This is a genomic window from Streptomyces sp. MMG1533, from assembly GCF_001279775.1.
In the GTDB taxonomy this organism is placed as follows: domain Bacteria; phylum Actinomycetota; class Actinomycetes; order Streptomycetales; family Streptomycetaceae; genus Streptomyces.
Genome location: NZ_LGDG01000269.1, coordinates 1 through 18,721, shown reverse-complemented (window position 1 = coordinate 18,721; position 18,721 = coordinate 1). Strand labels below are relative to the sequence as shown.

Sequence of the window (18,721 nt, the reverse complement as noted above, 5' to 3'; positions counted from 1 at the left end):
GGTTACATCCTGGTTGCTTCTTTGCCGCCACTTTGCCGGTACCTCCCCTTACCCTCGTACGCATGACCAGCGACGACACCGCACAGCCCGGCACCTCCCGCTCGATCGAAACCCATTCCGCGCTCTCCCCCGACCGGACCGAGGCCGTGCTCGCGCTGCTCGCGGAGGCCGCCCGGAACGACGGGCAGCAGGCGGTGTCCGAACAAGGGCGGTTGCAGTTGCGGGGCGGACCGCGCGAGGGCGTGTCCCATCTGCTCCTGTCCGTGGGTGCCGAACTGGTCGGCTACGCCCAGCTGGAGGACACCGACCCGGTGGAGGCGCCCGCCGCCGAACTGGTCGTCCACCCCTCGCACCGGGGCCACGGGCATGGGCGGGCGCTCGGCTCGGCCCTCCTCGCCGCGTCCGGCAAGCGGCTGCGGGTGTGGGCGCACGGCGGCCACTCCGCCGCGCGGCACCTGTCGCAGGTTCTCGGCCTCACGCTCTTTCGCGAACTACGGCAGATGCGACGCCCGTTGGCGGGGATGGACCTCCCCGACCCGGTGCTCCCCGAGGGCGTGACCGTCCGCACCTTCGTCCCCGGCACCGACGACGCGGCCTGGCTCGCGGTCAACGCGGCGGCCTTCGCCCACCACCCCGAACAGGGGTCGCTCACCCAGCGGGACCTCGACGACCGCAAGGCCGAGCCGTGGTTCGACCCCTCCGGCTTCTTCCTCGCCTTCCGCGGCGACGAACTGGTCGGCTTCCACTGGACGAAGGTCCACGCGGAGGAACGGCTCGGGGAGGTGTACGTCCTGGGCGTACGGCCCGGCGCCCAGGGCGGTGGACTGGGCAAGGCCCTTACGACGGTGGGGCTGCGGCACCTCGCGGGGCTGGGGTTGCCGACGGCGATGCTGTATGTCGACGCCGACAACAAGGCGGCGGTGTCGGTGTACGAGCGGCTGGGGTTCGTGACGTACGAAACGGACCTGATGTACCGCACGGAGACCTGACGCCGCGGGCGGCGCTGCTACGGGCCACGCTGGGGGCTCCGCCCCCAGACCCCCGGCCTATGCCCACCCACCACCCGACTCGGTCGGCCGAGAGGTGGCCGATTCGGTCGGACGAGCGGGGGGCGACTCGACGAACGGCCGAGAGCCGGACTCGGTGAACGAGCAAGGGCCGACACGGTGAACGAGTGACCCGCCCGACTCGATGGACGACTCAAGGCCCAACTCGACGGACGACTCAGGGCCCAACTCGGTGCACGAGTGACCGCCCGACTCGGTAGACGACCAAGGCCCGACTCAGTCGGACAGCCGAGGCCCGACACCGTCGGACAGCCAAGCACCCGGCTCGGTCGCACAGCCGAGGCCCGACACCGTCGGGCAGATGGAGGTCGTTCGGAGGCTCAGGTGTCCGGGGACGGGGCAGGGACGTCAGCCGCCGGACGGGCCGGCCACGGTGGGGCGGCGTCGCAGGAGGTGGCACCGTCGCACCGGCTCCGGTCCGCACGCCCCCCACACCAGCACCGCCGCCGACAGGACCAGCGCCCAGCGTTGGTGGGCGGCCTCCCACTGCGGGTCGGCGGTGGGTACGAACAGTGACCAGCGTTGCGGCAGGAGCAGCCGGGCCAGGATCGCCGTGGTCAGGATGCCGGCCGCCACGGACGGGCCCGGCTCGGGTTCGTCCGCGAGACGCACGGCCGTCGCGGCTGCGGCCAGGGCCAGGACTGCGGTCGCGGCGGCCTCCAGGGTGACGGCACCGACCGGGGGCCGTGCCTCCTCCGGTACGAGGGCCAGTGCGGCCGTCCACCAGAGCACCGCCACCGGCGCGACCCACGCCGCCCGCAGCCCCGTCCGCACCCAACGCCGGGTGGTGACGGGCGTGGTGAGGTGCCGGGCGGGGTCGTCCAGCAGGAACGCCAGGCCGAGGGCGAAGGCGAGAGCGGCGGCCCGCAGCAGGTTGAGCGCCAGCCATGCGTCCGGCGGTCCGTCGAACAGCCGCGGCAGCCCGGCGAGCAGCAGCCCTGCGACGGCCCCCGCGCCCACCGCCCGCCAGGGGACGGTACGCCCGACACCCCACACCAAGGCCCCGCTCACACCCCGCACCCGCCGCTCTCCCTCAACGCCCGTCATCACCACGACCCCCGACCTCCGGCCCCGCACCGCCACGACCTCTCACGCCTCACATTCGTCGTCCCCCTTGGGCACCTCGGTCCCCAGTACCCGGGCCACCTGAGCCGTGGTCACCCCCGGAGCCGTCAGCTCGCTCCAGTGCTCCTTGACCGCCGCCGTGACCTCCGTGCGCGGCCGCGACAGCAACTCGACGACCACAGACGTCTGCCCGGCGGACATGGACAGCGAGTTGGTGGGAGTCAGGACGATCGCCGAGCCGCTGAGGCTGTCGTCGAGGCGGACGTTCCGAAGGTCGGTCTTCGGGTCGGCGGCGCCTCCCACGGCCAGCCACATCACCGTCACCATGCGCCCGTCGCACAGTTCGCCGCCCTTGGCCTCGTCGCCCGCGACCAGCACGGAGGCGACGGCGGAGGCGAACTCCGGGACGCGGTTGCCGCCCCAGCGCGTGCCGACGGTGACCTGGCGGGGCGTGGTGGACGGCTCGACCGTAGTGTCGGCGCTGAGGCCGTACGTGGCGTCGAAGCGCTGCCGTACCAGCAACTGCTCCTCGGCCGCCGAGCCGCCCGCGAGGGACTGGACCCGCTCGACGACGCCCGCCCAGGTGCCCGCCCGGCCGGTCCACTCCGGGAACGCGCAGTACGTCGAGGCGCCGTGCCGGGTGCAGGACTGTTCCTTCTCCGGGGAGACGGTGGCCCGCTCCCGGGCCGCGGTCAACTCGGCCGAGACGCCCCCGGACTGCGCGACCGCGCCGGTCAGCGTCAGGGCGAGGGCGCCCGCGAGGCCCGCCTTGACGGGCCGGGTCCGGCCGCCGCCGGCCAGTACGGCAGCCGTTGCCGCCAGCAGGACGAGCCCGATCAGGTAGAGGGCGTGCCAGGCGGCGGGCCGCCCGATCAGGTCGGACGGCAGTGTCTCGCTGCCGCTCTCGCCGACGACCGGCGACAGCCAGCGGCTCCACTCGGCGTCGCTCGTGCCGGTGGAGATGAAGGTGGCGAGGGTGAACAGGCCGAGCACCAGGATCGGCGCGGCGAACACGGTCGGCACCAGGCGGGCGATCAGCACGCCGAGGGCGCCGCACAGCATCACGTAGAGCGGTCCGACGGCGAGTTCGGCCACCGAGCCGTGGCCCACCGCGCCCGGCCTGAGCGCCTGCCAGGTGAACTCGCCCAGCACGACCAGTGCGGTGAGCACGGCGAACGGCACGACCGACAGGACGTGCGCGACCGTACGCCGCCACGGCTCCATCACCAGCACGTCGAAGTGCCGGTCGGTGCCGCGCCGTCGGGAGCGCAGCGCGGCCCGGTTGACGCAGACGAGCAGCGCGATGCCGAGGAGCAGGGGCGCGCTCTGCGTGCCCCGGTCGGTGTCCTGGAGCGCCGGGAAGGCGTCCATGCCCTCGCGTTCGGACAGCAGCGTCCAGAGGGTGTAGCCGACGTAGACGAGGAGGGTGACCACCACCGGGATGTACCGCAGGAGGTCGCGTGCCTCGAAGCGGGCGAGGGCGATCACGGCCCCCCATGGCCGGCGCGGCTCGCTGTGCACGACGGGCGGGGCCGTCGGTTCCATGACCGTGTTCACGCTGCCGCCACCTCCGCGCCCGCGCCGTCGAGGGTGAGCAGGTAGCCGTCCTCCAGGGTGGGTTCGAGGAGGTCGGCGCCGGGCGGCGGATCGCCGACGTTACGGAAGGAGCCGGTGCCGGTGCGCCAGCCGGCCAGTGCGCCGGGGTCGCGTTCCGTGCTGCTCCACACCCGGCCGTCGGCCCGCGCGGTCAGTTCGGCCGGGGTGCCGTCGAAGCGGACCTGGCCGCCGGCCAGGACGACGACCCGGTTGCAGAGCATCGCCACGTCCTCCGTCTGGTGGGTGGACAGCAGCACGGTCCGCCCCTCGCCCGCCTGCGCGATCAACTCCCTGAAGCGCATGCGCTGTTCGGGGTCGAGGCCGACGGTCGGCTCGTCGAGGACGAGGAAGCCGGGGTCGCCGACGAGTGCGGCCGCCAGCGCGACCCGCTGCCGCATACCGCCGGACAGCTTCTTGATGCGCCGGCCGCGTACGTCGCCCAGGTCGACCTCTTCGAGGACCCGCCGCACCTCGCGGTGGCGGGCGCCCCGGTCGGTCAGCTCCTTCAGGATCGCCACGTAGTCGACGAACTCGAAGGCCGTGAAGTCCGGGTGGAAGCCGGGGGTCTGCGGCAGATAGCCGAGCGAGCGCCGTACCTCCTGCCGTCCGCGCGAGGTGCCCGGGTCGTTCCCGAGCACGGTGAACGCCCCCCGGTCCGGCGGCACGGCCGTGGCCAGTACCCGCAACAGGGTGGTCTTTCCTGCCCCGTTGGGCCCGAGCAGCCCGGTGACGCCCCGGGTCAGCCGCAGCGACACGTCGTCGAGGGCGCGGGTACCGCCGAAGCGGAGGCTCAGCCCGGAGGCGGAGACGGTGGGGGTCATACGGCACTCCCGTTGAAGAGGTCGAAGCGGTCACGAAGAAGGAAGAGCAGCCCGGCGGCGAGCGCGGCGACCGCCGCGGCCACGCCCTGCCCGGCCGCGGTGAACGGTGCGAGCGGATCGCCGTCGGCCGCCTGCTGCGCGTGCGCCGTCAGCAGCAGCGCGACCCAGGACCCGCCGACCAGGGCGGGCGCGAGCACCGGCCCCAGCCTCGGGGTGAGCGCCAGCCCGGTCGCGGTGAGGGCGAGCGCGGGCAGCAGCCAGGCGAGGGCGCGCAGCCCGTACCCGGGGAGCGCGAGCGTGGCGAGGCCGTTGAGGCCGAGGCCGGTGACGAGTACGGCGACCGTGCGGATCAGCAGCAGCCGGAAGCCGTGCGTCGGCGAGACGACGGCCATCTCGTACGTCGGGTCCAGCGCGGGTCCGTACGACAGCGCGACCCCGGCGAGCGGCAGCAGCGGCGCGAGCGCGAGGAACAGCGTGGGCGTGCCGGCATCGGGGCTGGTGTTGGCCACGGCGACGGTCATCAGCAGCACGGCGACGACCGAGCCCAGCCAGGAGCCGCGCAGCACCGGCGTGGCCGCGAGCAGCCGCGCGATGTGGTCGGCGACCCCGAGCCGGATCAGCAGCGACTCGAACAACCCCGGCCGGGGTGCGTCGAGTTCGGCGTCGAGCCGCTCCCACCCCGCGTCGAGGGCGACGGGGTCGCTGACGTCGGCGAGCACGCCCCTGCACTGCGCACAGGCGGTGAGGTGGGCGTCGGCGGACCAGAGGACCGGGGGCGCCAACTCGCCCCGGGCGTAGGCCCGTAGATCCTCCTCGGACACATGCCAGGTCATGCCGCCACCTCCCGCTCTCGTCGGTTCGTCCTCATGCCAGCGCCTCCCGCAACTGCTTCCGGGCCCGCATCGCCCGCGTCTTGACCGTGCCCGGCGGGATGCCGAGGAGGACGGCCGCCTCCCGGGTGGTCAGCCCGTCGATGACCGTCGCCTGGAGCACGGCGCGCAGTTCGGGCGAGAGCCGGACGAGCGCGCCCGCGAGGTCCCCGTGCTCCACCCCCGCGAGCACGCGCTCCTCCGCCGACGCCTCGTCCCGGTGCCGCAGCCGCGCCAGCGCCTGCCTGAGCCGCCCCCGCGCCCCGTCGCCGCGCAGCGCGTCGACCAGCCGCCGCGAGCCGATCCGCCACAGCCATCCGGCAGCGTCCGAGGCATGCCCTTCCTCGCGGTAGCGGGCAGTTCCCCGCCACACCGCCAGGAACGTCTCCTGTACGACGTCGTCGACAACCCCGGCGTCGGAGCAGCGGCCGCGCAGCCGCGCGGTGAGCCACGGCGCGAACCGCCGGTACAGCTCCTCGAAGGCGCGCCGGTCCCCGTCCGCCGCGATGGCCCGCAGCAGCTCCCCGTCGCTTCTCGTTTCGCTCACGTCTCCTCATCGGACGAGCCCGGTCGATCGGTTCACGCAATCACGCTTGACTTTCCGACGCCTCTTCCACCACCCTTTCACTACTCAATTAGTGAAAGGGTGGTTGAACGCGTGGTCGAGTACCGCATCGACCGGCACTCCGGCGTCGCCACGTACGTCCAGATCGTCCAGCAGACCAAACAGGCCCTGCGCCTGGGCCTGCTGGAGCCGGGCGACAAGCTGCCGACGGCCAGAGAGGTCGTCGAAGTCACCGCCATCAACCCGAACACCGTGCTGAAGGCCTACCGCGAGCTGGAGCGCGAGGGACTGGTCGAGGCGCGGCGGGGCCTCGGCACGTTCGTGCGCCGCGCGCTGAACACCACCCCGGCCGACTCGCCCCTGGCCACCGAGCTGGACGCGTGGACGGCCGGGGCCCGCGAGGCCGGCCTCGACCGCGAGGACGTGGCCGCGCTCTTCACCGCCGTACTCGAAAAGCACTTCGCTCAGCCGCCCGCAGAGCCCCACCGGGACAGGCACAACCAAGGAGACCCGTCATGACCGACACGGCGATAGCCGCGGCCGCGCTCGGCAAGCGCTTCGGCCGCCGAGGCGGCTGGGCGCTGCGCGAGTGCACCTTCCGGCTGCCCGCCGGCCGAGTCTGCGCCGTCGTCGGCCCCAACGGGGCGGGCAAGTCCACCCTGCTCGCCCTCGCCGCCGGCCTGCTGGCCCCGAGCGAGGGCACGGTGACCGTCCTCGGGACGACTCCGGGCGAGGCACGCGCACGCGTGGGCTTCGTCGGCCAGGACAAGCCGCTGTACCCGCAGCTCACCGTCGCCGAGACGCTGCGCATGGGCGCCGACCTCAACCCCGGCCACTGGGACGCGTCCGCCGCCGAGCGGATCGTGGCCGACGGCAAGCTGAACCCCAAGTCCCGCATCCGCACCCTCTCCGGCGGCCAGCGCACCCGCGTCGCACTCGCCCTCGCCCTCGCCAAGCGGCCCGAACTGCTGCTCCTGGACGAGCCGATGGCCGACCTCGACCCGCTGGCCCGGCACGAGCTGATGGGCGTCCTGATGGCGCGGGCCGCCGAGCACGGCACCACCATCGTGATGTCCTCGCACGTCGTCGCCGAACTGGAGGACTCCTGCGACCACCTCATGCTGATCGGCGGCGGCCGGGTCCGTCTGTCCGGTGAGATCGACGATCTGCTCGCCGCCCACGCGCGCGTGTCGGCCCCCGCGGAGACCGACCTCGCCCCGCACACGGTCGTCGAGTCCCGCACCACCGGCCGCCAGCTCACCGCTCTGATCCGCCCGGCGGGACCGCTCCCCGACGACTGGCGCACCGACGGCCGCCTCTCCCTGGAGGAGCTGGTCCTCGCGCACCTGCGCAACCCCGAAGCGCCGACCCCGACCCCGGTCGAGCTCGAGGAGAACGCCGCGTGAGCACTCTGACCACGTCCACCCCGACCGCGGTACCGGCTCCCGCCCCCGCCGCACCACCGCGCCAGCTCCGCTGGCTGCTGCGCCTGCACCGTCCGGCCCTGTGCCTCTGGACGGGCCTGGTCGTCGTCCTCGCCGCCCTGCTGCTGTGGCTCGGGGGCCCGCTCACCGACGCCTCGGCGGCGGCCTGGCAGCAGTGGGGGGCATGCCGGACGGAGGTGTGCACGTACGACCAGGAGTCGATCCTCCGCTACAAGGACGTCTCCCTGTACACGAGCTACGCCGTCCTCGTGCTGCCGTTCCTGGTCGCCTCCTGGGCGGGCGCCTCGCTGATCGGCCGCGAACTGGAGACCGGCACCGCACAGCTCGCCTGGACCCAGAGCGTCTCCCCCACGCGCTGGCTCGCCGCGAAGCTCGCTCTCCCGGCGGCCCTGGTCACGGCCGGAACGGCTCTGCTGACCCTGCTCCACCACCTGGCGTGGTCGGCGGGCCAGGGCCGCGTCGACAACGTCAAGCCCTGGTACAGCATCGAGGCCCTCTACGCGGGCGGCCCCGTGGTCGTCGCCCTCGCCCTGGCCGGCCTGGCCTCCGGCGCCCTCCTGGGCCTGCTGCTGGGCCGGTCCCTCGCCGCACTGATCGGCTCGGCCTGCGCCACGGGCGTGCTGTGGATCGGACTCTTCATCCTGGCCCTGCCCCGCCTGTGGCCGACCGTCACCCACGTCAGCAGCCTGCGGGAGGGCCCGTCGGGCTCCGGCATCACCATCGCCGAGGGCCTGCTCACCGCCGACGGCGACCGCCTCGACATCCCCCAGTACTGCGGCAGCAGCATCGACCCCTCGTGCAGCAGGCTCTTCGACCATCTCGGCGCCGTCAGCTTCTACCGGGACTACCACCCCGAGTCCCACTCCTGGCCCCTCAAGTTCATGGCGACCGCCGTCCTTCTCGCCGTCACCGCGCTGCTGACCGCCCTGGTGTTCCGCGTGCTGCGGCACCGGACCGCCGACCGCAGGGGGGCCGCCGTATGACCGCCGCCAGGGGTCTGGCCCGCACGGTGCTGCGGCTGCACCGCACGGCGGGGATCGTGTGGGTGCTCTTCGTCCTCGCCGCCGTCGCCTGGCTGGTGTGGCTGAACGAGGTCACCGCGGCCTCGGCGCGCGCCGCGGTGCACAGCTGCCCCCGGAGCATCGGCGTCTGCGACGCCGTCTGGGCCAGCCTCGACTACAGCGGGCCGACGGGCTGGATCAGCACGCTCGTCTACTACAGCTTCTGGGCCGTCGCCGCCTGGGCGGGCGGCTCTCTGATCGGCCGCGAGCTGGAGAGCGGCACCGCACGGCTCGCCTGGACGCAGGGCGTGACGCCGACCCGCTGGCTGGCCGTCAAACTCGCACTGCCCGCACTGCTGATCGTCCTCGGCGGCGCGGTCTTCGTCCCGGTCTACCGATGGGCCTGGTCGGCGAACCGGGACCTGATGGGCGACGACTGGACCTTCTCCGACGTGTTCGCCGCCCACGGCCCGGCGGTGGTGGCGTACGGCCTGTGCGCGCTCGCGGTCGGCACGCTCACCGCGCTCGTACTGCGCCGCTCACTGCCGGCGCTCGGCGTGGCGGTCGCCGTGATGGTGGTGCTCAACCAGTACCTGGAGCGGCGCCGGGAGGATTTCTGGCCGACGGTGACGCGGGCGTCCGCCGGGCGGTCCGAGGTGCCGAACAACTGGTGGCAGGCGGACACCGGCCGCTATCACCCCCCGTCCCACTTCTGGCCCATGCACCTGATCGAGACCGGCATCCTGCTCGCCGTCACCGCTGCCGCCACCGCCGCCGCCTTCTGGTTGCTGCGCCGCCGCACCCGCTGAACCGGACCGTACGTCTCTCCGCACGTCCCTCCCGTACGGGGTCCCTCCGTACGTCCCTCCGCGCGTCCCTCCGCGCGTCCCTCCGCGGGGGCGGGACGTACGGAGGGACGTACGGTCGAGGCGTGCGTCGCCCTGCGCAGACGCCCGCGAGCCGTGCCCCGGTGTCCCACACGCCATGTCGCCGTAACCATTGGTTCAGACAGGCTTGCGAGGCTCGGTGGATGAAGCCCGTCGTGCCAGAGCCTTCGCCGCCCCCCGAGGGAATCGCGCGGAACGGGGACGCCGGCGTTGCCGCCACGCTCCCTCCCGCACTGTCCGACGCGCCTGTATCACTCGTGGCGCGGAACAATGGGGCTATGAGCCAGCCAAACGCCCAGGCACAGGTCCAGCACGCCCAGCCCTCCGTGGGTTCCATAGCCGCGCACCGCCCGCACACCGTCGCGGCGGCCGTCTCCGACCTGGAACCCGACATCGACGCCGACCTCGACGCGTACGAGGAGTCGCCGTTCGACGGGCCCCAGCTTCCACAGGGCCGTTTCCTCGACCGGGAACGCAGCTGGCTCGCGTTCAACGAGCGGGTCCTCGAACTCGCCGAGGACCCGAACACCCCCCTTCTCGAGCGGGCGAACTTCCTCGCGATCTTCGCCAGCAACCTGGACGAGTTCTTCATGGTCCGGGTGGCCGGTCTGAAGCGCCGTATCGCCACCGGTGTCGCCACCCGGTCCGCGTCCGGCCTCCAGCCCCGCGAGGTCCTGGAGATGATCTGGGCCCGCTCGCGTGAGCTCATGGCCCGGCACGCCGCCTGCTACCACGAGGACATCGCCCCCGCGCTGGCCGAGGAGGGCGTCCACCTGGTCCGCTGGAACGAGCTCCAGGAGAAGGAACAGGCCCGCCTGTTCACCCTCTTCCGCCACCAGATCTTCCCGGTGCTGACCCCGCTGGCGGTCGACCCGGCGCACCCCTTCCCGTACATCTCCGGGCTGTCCCTCAATCTGGCCGTCGTCGTACGCAATCCCGTCACCGGCCATCGCCACTTCGCCCGCGTCAAGGTGCCGCCGCTGCTGTCCCGCTTCCTGGAGAGCTCCCCGGGCCGATTCGTCCCCATCGAGGACGTCATCGCCGCCCACCTGGAGGAGCTGTTCCCGGGCATGGAGGTCCTGGAGCACCACGCCTTCCGCCTCACCCGCAACGAGGACCTCGAAGTCGAGGAGGACGACGCCGAGAACCTCCTCCAGGCCCTGGAGAAGGAACTCATGCGGCGCCGCTTCGGGCCGCCGGTGCGCCTGGAGGTGGAGGAGTCCATCGACCGCGAGGTGCTCGACCTCCTCGTCCGCGAGCTGAAGATCAGCGAGGCGGAGGTGTACCCGCTCCCCGGTCCCCTGGACCTCACGGGCCTCTTCCGCATCGCCTCCCTCGACCGGCCCGAGCTGAAGTACAAGAAGTTCATCGCCGGTGTCCACCGCGACCTGGCCGAGGTCGAGTCGGCGTCCGCGGCCGACATATTCGCCGCGCTGCGCACCCGGGACGTGCTGCTGCACCACCCGTACGACTCCTTCTCGACGTCGGTCCAGGCCTTCCTGCAGCAGGCGGCCGACGACCCGGACGTCCTCGCCATCAAGCAGACCCTGTACCGGACCTCCGGCGACTCCCCCATAGTCGACGCGCTCATCGACGCCGCCGAGGCCGGCAAGCAGGTCCTCGTCCTGGTGGAGATCAAGGCCCGCTTCGACGAGCACGCCAACATCAAGTGGGCGCGCAAGCTGGAGGAGGCGGGCTGCCATGTCGTCTACGGCCTGGTCGGCCTGAAGACCCACTGCAAGCTGTCCCTGGTGGTCCGCCAGGAGGGCGACACGCTACGGCGGTACAGCCACGTCGGCACGGGCAACTACCACCCGAAGACGGCGAGGCTGTACGAGGACCTGGGCCTGCTCACGGCCGACCCGCAGGTCGGCGCGGACCTCTCGGACCTCTTCAACCGTCTCTCCGGCTACTCCCGCCGGGAGACCTACCGCCGCCTCCTCGTCGCCCCCAAGTCCCTCCGGGACGGCCTGATCGCGCGGATCAACAAGGAAGTCCAGCACCACCGTGCCGGACGCCCCGCCTTCGTCCGCATCAAGGTCAACTCGATGGTGGACGAGGCGATCATCGACGCCATGTACCGCGCGTCCCAGGCGGGCGTGCCGTGCGACGTCTGGGTGCGCGGCATCTGCGCGGTCCGCCCCGGCGTCGCGGGCCTGTCCGAGAACATCCGGGTCCGCTCGATCCTCGGCCGCTTCCTCGAACACTCCCGTGTGTTCGGCTTCGGCAACGGCGGCGAGCCCGAGGTGTGGATCGGCAGCGCCGACATGATGCACCGCAACCTCGACCGCCGTATCGAGGCACTGGTGAGGGTCACCGACCCGGCCCACCGGGCGGCCCTGAACCGGCTGTTGGAGACGGGCATGTCCGACACCACCGCGTCCTGGCACCTCGGCCCGGACGGCGAGTGGACCCGGCACGCGACCGACGCGGACGGTCAGCCCCTGCGCAACGTCCAGGAGATGCTCATAGACGCCCGGAGGCGCCGGCGTGGCACAGCAACACCTTGACCCGACGGACCCCCAGTCCAGGCACGCCGGGCCGGTCACCGGGGAAGCCCTCGCGGGCTACCTGCGGGCCCAGGCCACGGAGTTCCTCCGCGCGCTACGGCTGCACCGCGAGACCGGCGGCACGGCAGCCGGCGCGAACGGCGCGGAGGACTCCGTCGACGCGGCCCGGGCCCTACGCCGCTCGGTCCGCCGCATCAGCGGCAGCCTGCACACCTTCCGCCCCCTCCTCGACGCCGACTGGTCGGACGCCGTGCGCCCCGAGCTGTCGTGGCTGTCAGGGACGCTGGCGATGGAGCACGCGTACGGGGCCCGACTGGACCGCCTGCTGCTGGCGCTGCACCGGTTGTCGGGGGCGGTGTTTCCGGCCCCGGCCCAGTCGCCGAACATGACCGGCACGCTCGGCACGGCCACGGGGCGCTCCTCCGGGGGCTCCAGGGGCGGCGGCTTTCCCGCGGGGTCGGCTGCGGGCGGCTCCGCGGCGGACACCGCTCCAGGGGGCACCGCTGCGGACACCACTTCGGCAGGCGCGGCCAAAGGCACCCCCTCCGCTACAGCGCGCGCAGCCGCGGGCACCGCTCCCGCCGCCCGCGCAGCTGTGCCCACCCGTTCCGCCGGGGCGGAACGGGTGGGCACTGGGGGCACCTCCCAGGCCCTCAAGGCACTGGGGGAGGAACCCGGCAACGCCGGGCCCTCGGCGCTCCCGGCCCCCGCACCGGACCGCGGCAACCTGACGGTGGGTGCGGCAAAGGCGGGCGCCCTGCTCGAGCGGCAGCTCACCCTCGCCCGGACCCGGGCCCACAGCACCGCCCTCCAGGCCCTCGGCTCCTCCCGCTTCCACGCGGTCGCCGACAGCATCGCCTTACTCGCCAGCGAGGTCCCCCTCACCGCCACCGCGACCACCACCGCCCTGTACCCCTTCGCCGCCGCCGCCGAGGAACGCCTCACGGACGCGATCGCAGCCCTGCCCCTCGTCACCGCCGGCAACCCCTACAACGCGCAGGCCCTGATCCACGGCCTCTCCCCGGACCCGGCCCCGCACCCCCAGGACGCCCCCTGGCACCAGGTCCGCCTCCTCCTGCGCCTGCACCGCTACGCCCGCGAGGTCCTCGACGGCCATGGGGGCTCGAGCGCAGCCGAGATCGGGGGAGCGCCCGTCGACGTCCGGCTGCTCACCGCGGGACAGGCCCTGGACCGCCATCGCGACGCCTCGGAGGCGGCGGCAGCTGCGGCCCAGGCAGCCCGTACCCCCCGTATCGCCCCGGCGACGGCCTACGCCCTCGGCGTGCTCCACGCCGACCAGCGGCACGAGGTGGAGGCGGCCCGCTTCGCGTTCCAGCAGTCGTGGCAGAAGCAGGCGGTCGGCACGCCCTGACCCGTCTCGTCCCTGACCCATCTCCTCATGGAGGCGGTGACACCGATGATCCAGGCGAACGAAGCCACGGAACCCCCGGTCCAGGCGGCCGGCTGCGTCCTGTGGCGCCGCTCCCCGGTCGACGGCGAGCTGGAGGTCTGTCTCGTCCACCGGCCGAAGTACGACGACTGGTCGCACCCCAAGGGCAAGCTGAAACGCGGCGAGGACCACCTGGCCGGCGCCCTGCGCGAGGTCGAGGAGGAGACGGGCCACCGGGCCGCACCCGGCTCCCGGCTGCCCACCGTCTGCTACATGGCGAACGGCCGCGCCAAGGAGGTCCGCTACTGGGCGGCCGAGGCCACGGCCGGCGTCTTCACCCCGAACGACGAGGTGGACCGCATCCTCTGGCTCCCCCCGGTGGCCGCCCGGAACCGCCTGACCCAGGCGAGGGACCGGACCCTGGTCGACGCCCTGCTCCAGGCCCTCCGCCTGGCATAGTCGGCCGGAATCACTCCGTGTCCTCGACGTAAGCGTTCCGTGACCTCACCGCACCGTCCTCAGGGGTTCACCCCCCGTTCATTTATGGCCTTCGGCGCCTTCACCTGTTCTGCCTAATTTCAGCCTTACGCGGTGCGGAACGGACTTCGACGACGCACCTCGAAGACTTAACCGAAAAGCGCCTCGAACACGTGGCCGCATCACACGGACTTCGCACGCCGCCGGTTCAGGACGGCGGCTCCTGGAAGGAACTCCCTCAAGTGAAGCTTCAGCGCATGAACCGGCGGGCCCTCACCCTCGGTGCTCTCGCCGTCTCCGGCGCCCTGGCCCTCACGGCGTGCGGCTCCGACGACACCGGCACCGGCGGGGACAGCAGCGCCGCGTCGACCGCGGCGGCCGGCAACATCAAGTGTGACGACGCCAAGGGTCAGCTCCTCGCCGACGGCTCCTCCGCGCAGAAGAACGCGATCGACGCCTGGGTCAAGCAGTTCTCCGCCGCCTGCGGCGTGCAGATCAACTACAAGGGCGGCGGCTCCGGCGCCGGCGTCACCGCGTTCACCCAGGGCCAGGTGGCCTTCGCCGGCTCCGACTCCGCGCTGAAGCCCGAAGAGGTCACCGCCTCCAAGCAGGTCTGCTCCGGCGGCCAGGGCATCGACCTCCCGATGGTCGGCGGCCCGATCGCGGTCGGCTTCAACGTCTCCGGCGTCGACAAGCTCACCCTGGACGCCCCGACCCTCGCCAAGATCTTCAACAACGAGATCACCAACTGGAACGACGAGGCGATCAAGAAGCTGAACCCGGGCGTCGAACTGCCCAACCTCAAGATCCAGGCGTTCCACCGCTCGGACGAGTCCGGCACCACGGACAACTTCACCAAGTACCTGATCGCCACCGCCAAGAGCGACTTCCCCTACGAGGGCGGCAAGGCCTGGCAGGCCAAGGGCGGCCAGTCCGCTCCGCAGTCCTCCGGTGTCGCCCAGCAGGTGAAGCAGACCAACGGCGCCATCGGCTACTTCGAGCTGTCGTACGCCAAGGACGGCATCAAGACGGTCGCCCTCGACACCGGCGCCTCCGCCCCGGTCGAGGCCACCGTCGACAACGCCACCAAGGCCATCGCGGACGCCAAGGTCGTCGGCACCGGCAAGGACCTCTCGCTGCAGCTGAACTACGCGACCAAGGCCGACGGCGCCTACCCGATGGTCCTGGTCACCTACGAGATCGCCTGCGACAAGGGCAACAAGGCCGACACCCTGCCCGCCACCAAGGCGTTCCTGCGCTACATCGCCTCCGAGGACGGCCAGAAGATCCTCGCCGAGAACGACTACGCGCCCATCCCCGCCGACATCATCGCCAAGGTCCGCACCACCATCGAGGGCCTGAGCTGATCTGAGTGCGGTCCGGTCCAGGGCCTCGAACCCCGGACCGGACCGCACCGTCCGGTGCACCGCCGCCAGGAGCCGCCGCAGACCGCGAACGGCTCCACTGGGCCGTACGGCGCGTACGGCTCCGCAGACCGGAGAACCCGATGGACATAACCACGAAGAACACCGAAGCTCCTCCTCCCACTCCCGAGCCGCCCACCGCGGCCGAGCAGAAGCGCGCGGCCCGCGGTGCCACCCGACCCGGTGACCGGATCTTCCTCGGTCTCTCCCGCGGCTCGGGCATCCTGCTGCTGGTGATCATGGCCGCGATCGCGGTCTTCCTCACCTACCGCGCCTCCCTCGCGATCAGCAAGGACGAGGCCAACTTCCTCACCACCTTCGAGTGGAACGCCACCGCCATCCCGCCGAAGTTCGGCATCGCGGTCCTGGCCTTCGGCACGGTGGTCTCCTCGATCATCGCCATGGTCATCGCGGTCCCGATCGCCGTCGCCATCGCGCTGTTCCTCTCGCACTACGCCCCCCGCCGGCTGAGCGGTCCCATCGCCTACGTGGTCGACCTGCTCGCCGCCGTGCCGTCCATCGTGTACGGCCTGTGGGGCGCGCTGATCCTCGTACCGCACATGAACGGCCTCTTCGGCTGGCTGGACCAGTACCTCGGCTGGACCGGGATCTTCTCCTGGGAGGGCGGCGCCCCCCGGTCGATGCTCACGGTCGGCATCCTGCTCGCGATCATGATCCTGCCGATCGTCACCAACGTGAGCCGCGAGGTCTTCCGCCAGGCCCCGCTGATGATCGAAGAAGCGGCCCTCGCCCTCGGCGCCACCCGCTGGGAGGTCATCCGCATGGCCGTCCTGCCCTTCGGCCGCTCCGGCGTGATCTCCGCCTCGATGCTCGGCCTCGGCCGCGCCCTCGGCGAGACGATGGCCGTCGCCACCGTGCTCTCCCCGACCTTCGACATCCAGACCAGCCTGCTCGACCCGGGCGGCGGCACCTTCGCCCAGAACATCGCCAGCAAGTTCGGTGAGGCCACCGAACAGGGCCGTGACGCGCTCATCGCCTCCGGTCTCGTTCTGTTCGTCATCACCCTGCTGGTCAACGGCGCGGCCCGCGCGATCATCGCCCGCCGCAAGGAGTACTCGGGGGCCAACGCATGAGCACCGCACTCGCCGACAAGCAGCCCAGCACGCTGCAGGGCGCCCGCCTCCCGAAGTGGTCCCCGTACGCCATCGCCGCCGGCTCCGTCGCCGTCGCGGTCGGCATCGGCCTGGCCGGCGGCCTCGACAGCCGCATCCAGTGGGGCCTGATCGCCGCGATCCTCTTCGTCATCGGTACGTACGTCATCGCCGCCCGCGTCGAGGGCGTCCGCCAGGCCAAGGACCGCATCGCGACCTCGCTGGTCTGGGTGGCCTTCCTGCTCGCCGTGGTCCCGCTGGTCTCCCTGGTCTGGGTGACCGTCGCGCGCGGTGTGAAGGTCCTCGACGTCTACTTCCTGACCCACTCCATGGGGGTCGTCGCCGACACCGAGCCGGGCGGCGGCATCTACGCCGCCATCCTCGGCAGCCTGGAGCAGGTCGGCCTCGCCACGCTGATCGGTGCGCCGATCGGCGTGCTCACCGCGATCTACCTCGTGGAGTACGGGCGCGGCAACCTCTCCCGGGCCATCACGTTCTTCGTCGACGTGATGACCGGTATCCCGTCGATCGTCGCCGGTCTGTTCATCCTCAGCCTGATGCTGATGCTCGATCTGGAGCCCTTCGGCTTCGCCGGCTCGCTCGCGCTCGCGATCCTGATGATGCCGGTCGTCGTCCGCTCCACGGAGGAGATGCTCAAGCTCGTCCCGAACGAGCTGCGCGAGGCCTCCCTGGCACTGGGCGTCCCGAAGTGGCGCACGATCCTGAAGGTGGTCCTGCCGACCTCCATCGGCGGCATCACCACCGGCATCATGCTGGCGATCGCCCGTATCGCGGGCGAGACGGCTCCCGTACTGCTCCTGGTATGGGGGAACCCGTTCATCAACGCCAACCCCTTCGAGGGTGCGCAGGCGTCGCTGCCGTTGTACATCTATCAGCAGTACGCGAACAGCGCGGGTTCCGGAGCGGCGTACGACCGCGCCTGGGCGGCGTCGCTGACGCTGATCGCCTTCGTGATGATCCTGAACCTGGGGGCCCGCGGCATCGCCCGCTGGAAGGCCCCGAAGACCGGTCGCTGACGCGGCCTCGGCGACCGACTCTCTGGAAGTGAAGCAATCATGGCCAAGCGAATCGACGTAAGCGGGCTCACCGCCTACTACGGATCCCACAAGGCGATCGAGGACATCTCGATGACGGTCGAGCCGCGCTCGGTGACGGCCTTCATCGGCCCCTCCGGCTGCGGCAAGTCGACGTTCCTGCGCACGCTGAACCGTATGCACGAGGTCACCTCGGGCGGCCGCGTCGAGGGCAAGGTGCTCCTGGACGACGAGGACCTGTACGGCCACGGCATCGACCCGGTGTCCGTACGCCGCGAGGTCGGCATGGTGTTCCAGCGTCCCAACCCCTTCCCCACGATGTCGATCTTCGACAACGTGGCGGCGGGTCTGCGCCTGAACGGCAGTTACAAGAAGAGCGAGCTTCAGGACGTCGTCGAGAAGTCCCTCAAGGGCGCGAACCTCTGGAACGAGGTGAAGGACCGCCTCAACAAGCCCGGCTCGGGCCTGTCCGGCGGCCAGCAGCAGCGCCTGTGCATCGCGAGGGCGATCGCGGTGGAGCCGAACGTGCTGCTGATGGACGAACCGTGCTCGGCCCTGGACCCGATCTCGACCCTCGCGATCGAGGACCTGATCGGCGAGCTCAAGGAACGCTTCACGATCGTCATCGTCACGCACAACATGCAGCAGGCGGCCCGTGTCTCCGACCGCACCGCCTTCTTCAACCTCGCGGCGGTCGGCCAGCCCGGCAGGCTGATCGAGATAGACGAGACGGAGCGCATCTTCTCCAACCCGTCGGTCCAGGCCACGGAGGACTACATCTCCGGCCGCTTCGGCTGATCCGACACCTCCGAGACCCCTCGCGGTGCTGCATGGCGGTGCCACCGCGAGGCCGAAAGGGCCCGCCCTCCGGTTTCCGGGGGGCGGGCCCGTCGTCTTTGGAGGCCTGCGGCGGCGCGTTGCCGCCTTGTGTTGTGGTGGGGTCGGGGCCGTGTCGGGGGGTGTCCGTCCTCGGAACGGCGCGGAATCGGTTTCTCACGGGGGCGAACGCGTTGACGCGCCAACCGCTGCGGGCGGACACCCCCCGACACGTCCCCTTGCCGCCGTACGCGGGTGCGGGAGCATCCGCCTTGCGACGCCGGTCACATGACCGTGACCCGGGCGGTGTGCGGGCGGGACCTTACAATCCCGGTCCCATCCCGCGGCCGACCCGGCATCATCCAGCCCGTCCGGCGCCACATCCCGCGGCCCGCCCGATGCTGGAGAACGGGATCAACCATCCCAAACCCACACCCACCCGCTGGGGGCACCCCTTGCCACGCCGGTCGGCATCATCCAGCCCGTCCGGCGCCACATCCCGCGGCCGACCCGAAGTTGGAGAACGGGATCAACCATCCCAAACCCCCACCCACCCGCTGGGGGCACCCCCTGCCACGCCGGCCGGCATCATCCAGCCCGTCCGGCGCCACATCCCGCGGC

General features: G+C 72.0%; 17 protein-coding genes. 12 read left to right on the top strand and 5 right to left on the bottom strand.

Translation table 11 applies throughout. From position 1 onward, the window contains the following. Positions 1 to 62: 62 nt before the first annotated feature. Positions 63 to 989, top strand: a complete 927-nt coding sequence (mshD, locus tag ADK57_RS41235; protein ID WP_053754869.1) for a mycothiol synthase — start codon at positions 63 to 65, stop codon at positions 987 to 989. Between the two features lie 426 nt (positions 990 to 1,415). Here the strand turns inward: mshD and ADK57_RS41230 are convergent, their stop codons facing one another. From ADK57_RS41230 to ADK57_RS41210, 5 genes are read right to left on the bottom strand one after another with little or no spacing between them, the layout of a single operon-like run. Beyond that, on the bottom strand, positions 1,416 to 2,114 hold the full coding sequence (locus tag ADK57_RS41230; RefSeq protein ID WP_053754904.1) for a hypothetical protein: 699 nt from the start codon (positions 2,112 to 2,114) through the stop codon (positions 1,416 to 1,418). A gap of 42 nt (positions 2,115 to 2,156) precedes the next feature. Further along, positions 2,157 to 3,689 (bottom strand): hypothetical protein, encoded by a 1,533-nt coding sequence (locus tag ADK57_RS41225; protein ID WP_063786096.1) that lies wholly within the window; start codon positions 3,687 to 3,689, stop codon positions 2,157 to 2,159. After that, positions 3,686 to 4,549 carry an ABC transporter ATP-binding protein gene (locus ADK57_RS41220; protein WP_053754868.1) on the bottom strand — a complete coding sequence of 288 codons (864 nt, stop codon included), beginning with the start codon at positions 4,547 to 4,549 and terminating at the stop codon, positions 3,686 to 3,688. Before ADK57_RS41220 ends, ADK57_RS41225 begins: the two co-directional genes overlap by 4 nt. Beyond that, positions 4,546 to 5,382, bottom strand: coding sequence for a hypothetical protein (locus tag ADK57_RS41215; protein WP_053754867.1), 837 nt, complete (start codon positions 5,380 to 5,382; stop codon positions 4,546 to 4,548). The genes ADK57_RS41220 and ADK57_RS41215 overlap by 4 nt, the downstream gene beginning before the upstream one ends. A 31-nt stretch (positions 5,383 to 5,413) precedes the next feature. Further along, positions 5,414 to 5,965 carry an RNA polymerase sigma factor gene (locus tag ADK57_RS41210; RefSeq protein ID WP_053754866.1) on the bottom strand — a complete coding sequence of 184 codons (552 nt, stop codon included), beginning with the start codon at positions 5,963 to 5,965 and terminating at the stop codon, positions 5,414 to 5,416. Positions 5,966 to 6,076: 111 nt separating this feature from the next. Here ADK57_RS41210 and ADK57_RS41205 point away from each other — a divergent pair, with 111 nt between their 5' ends. From ADK57_RS41205 to pstB, 11 genes are all read left to right on the top strand, one after another. Beyond that, positions 6,077 to 6,502, top strand: coding sequence for a GntR family transcriptional regulator (locus ADK57_RS41205; RefSeq protein ID WP_053754865.1), 426 nt, complete (start codon positions 6,077 to 6,079; stop codon positions 6,500 to 6,502). Further along, on the top strand, positions 6,499 to 7,389 hold the full coding sequence (locus tag ADK57_RS41200; RefSeq protein WP_053754864.1) for an ABC transporter ATP-binding protein: 891 nt from the start codon (positions 6,499 to 6,501) through the stop codon (positions 7,387 to 7,389). The genes ADK57_RS41205 and ADK57_RS41200 overlap by 4 nt, the downstream gene beginning before the upstream one ends. Next, positions 7,386 to 8,411, top strand: coding sequence for an ABC transporter permease (locus ADK57_RS41195; protein ID WP_107091778.1), 1,026 nt, complete (start codon positions 7,386 to 7,388; stop codon positions 8,409 to 8,411). The genes ADK57_RS41200 and ADK57_RS41195 overlap by 4 nt, the downstream gene beginning before the upstream one ends. Next, entirely contained in the window at positions 8,408 to 9,238 is an 831-nt protein-coding gene (locus ADK57_RS41190; protein ID WP_063786095.1) for a hypothetical protein, read from the top strand. The genes ADK57_RS41195 and ADK57_RS41190 overlap by 4 nt, the downstream gene beginning before the upstream one ends. A gap of 221 nt (positions 9,239 to 9,459) precedes the next feature. Then, positions 9,460 to 11,826 carry an RNA degradosome polyphosphate kinase gene (locus tag ADK57_RS41185; protein WP_107091777.1) on the top strand — a complete coding sequence of 789 codons (2,367 nt, stop codon included), beginning with the start codon at positions 9,460 to 9,462 and terminating at the stop codon, positions 11,824 to 11,826. Then, entirely contained in the window at positions 11,807 to 13,198 is a 1,392-nt protein-coding gene (locus ADK57_RS41180) for a CHAD domain-containing protein (protein WP_053754862.1), read from the top strand. The genes ADK57_RS41185 and ADK57_RS41180 overlap by 20 nt, the downstream gene beginning before the upstream one ends. A 45-nt stretch (positions 13,199 to 13,243) precedes the next feature. Further along, a complete protein-coding gene (locus ADK57_RS41175; RefSeq protein WP_053754861.1) occupies positions 13,244 to 13,675 on the top strand; it encodes an NUDIX hydrolase in 432 nt (143 codons plus the stop codon). Positions 13,676 to 13,935: 260 nt separating this feature from the next. Continuing rightward, positions 13,936 to 15,060 (top strand): phosphate ABC transporter substrate-binding protein PstS, encoded by a 1,125-nt coding sequence (gene pstS / locus ADK57_RS41170; RefSeq protein WP_053754860.1) that lies wholly within the window; start codon positions 13,936 to 13,938, stop codon positions 15,058 to 15,060. A gap of 140 nt (positions 15,061 to 15,200) precedes the next feature. Then, a complete protein-coding gene (gene pstC / locus ADK57_RS41165) occupies positions 15,201 to 16,211 on the top strand; it encodes a phosphate ABC transporter permease subunit PstC (RefSeq protein WP_053754859.1) in 1,011 nt (336 codons plus the stop codon). Continuing rightward, on the top strand, positions 16,208 to 17,266 hold the full coding sequence (gene pstA, locus ADK57_RS41160) for a phosphate ABC transporter permease PstA (RefSeq protein WP_053754858.1): 1,059 nt from the start codon (positions 16,208 to 16,210) through the stop codon (positions 17,264 to 17,266). The genes pstC and pstA overlap by 4 nt, the downstream gene beginning before the upstream one ends. 39 nt (positions 17,267 to 17,305) lie before the next feature. Further along, a complete protein-coding gene (pstB, locus tag ADK57_RS41155) occupies positions 17,306 to 18,082 on the top strand; it encodes a phosphate ABC transporter ATP-binding protein PstB (RefSeq protein WP_053754857.1) in 777 nt (258 codons plus the stop codon). The last annotated feature ends 639 nt before the right edge of the window (positions 18,083 to 18,721 follow it).

Bases quoted from the DNA above. Each gene is read 5' to 3' on its own strand.
- mshD (WP_053754869.1), top strand. From the start codon at position 63: ATGACCAGCGACGACACCGCACAGCCCGGCACCTCCCGCTCGATCGAA.
- ADK57_RS41230 (WP_053754904.1), bottom strand. From the start codon at position 2,114: ATGACGGGCGTTGAGGGAGAGCGGCGGGTGCGGGGTGTGAGCGGGGCC.
- ADK57_RS41220 (WP_053754868.1), bottom strand. From the start codon at position 4,549: ATGACCCCCACCGTCTCCGCCTCCGGGCTGAGCCTCCGCTTCGGCGGT.
- ADK57_RS41215 (WP_053754867.1), bottom strand. From the start codon at position 5,382: ATGACCTGGCATGTGTCCGAGGAGGATCTACGGGCCTACGCCCGGGGC.
- ADK57_RS41200 (WP_053754864.1), top strand. From the start codon at position 6,499: ATGACCGACACGGCGATAGCCGCGGCCGCGCTCGGCAAGCGCTTCGGC.
- ADK57_RS41190 (WP_063786095.1), top strand. From the start codon at position 8,408: ATGACCGCCGCCAGGGGTCTGGCCCGCACGGTGCTGCGGCTGCACCGC.
- ADK57_RS41185 (WP_107091777.1), top strand. From the start codon at position 9,460: ATGAAGCCCGTCGTGCCAGAGCCTTCGCCGCCCCCCGAGGGAATCGCG.
- ADK57_RS41175 (WP_053754861.1), top strand. From the start codon at position 13,244: ATGATCCAGGCGAACGAAGCCACGGAACCCCCGGTCCAGGCGGCCGGC.
- pstC (WP_053754859.1), top strand. From the start codon at position 15,201: ATGGACATAACCACGAAGAACACCGAAGCTCCTCCTCCCACTCCCGAG.
- pstA (WP_053754858.1), top strand. From the start codon at position 16,208: ATGAGCACCGCACTCGCCGACAAGCAGCCCAGCACGCTGCAGGGCGCC.
- pstB (WP_053754857.1), top strand. From the start codon at position 17,306: ATGGCCAAGCGAATCGACGTAAGCGGGCTCACCGCCTACTACGGATCC.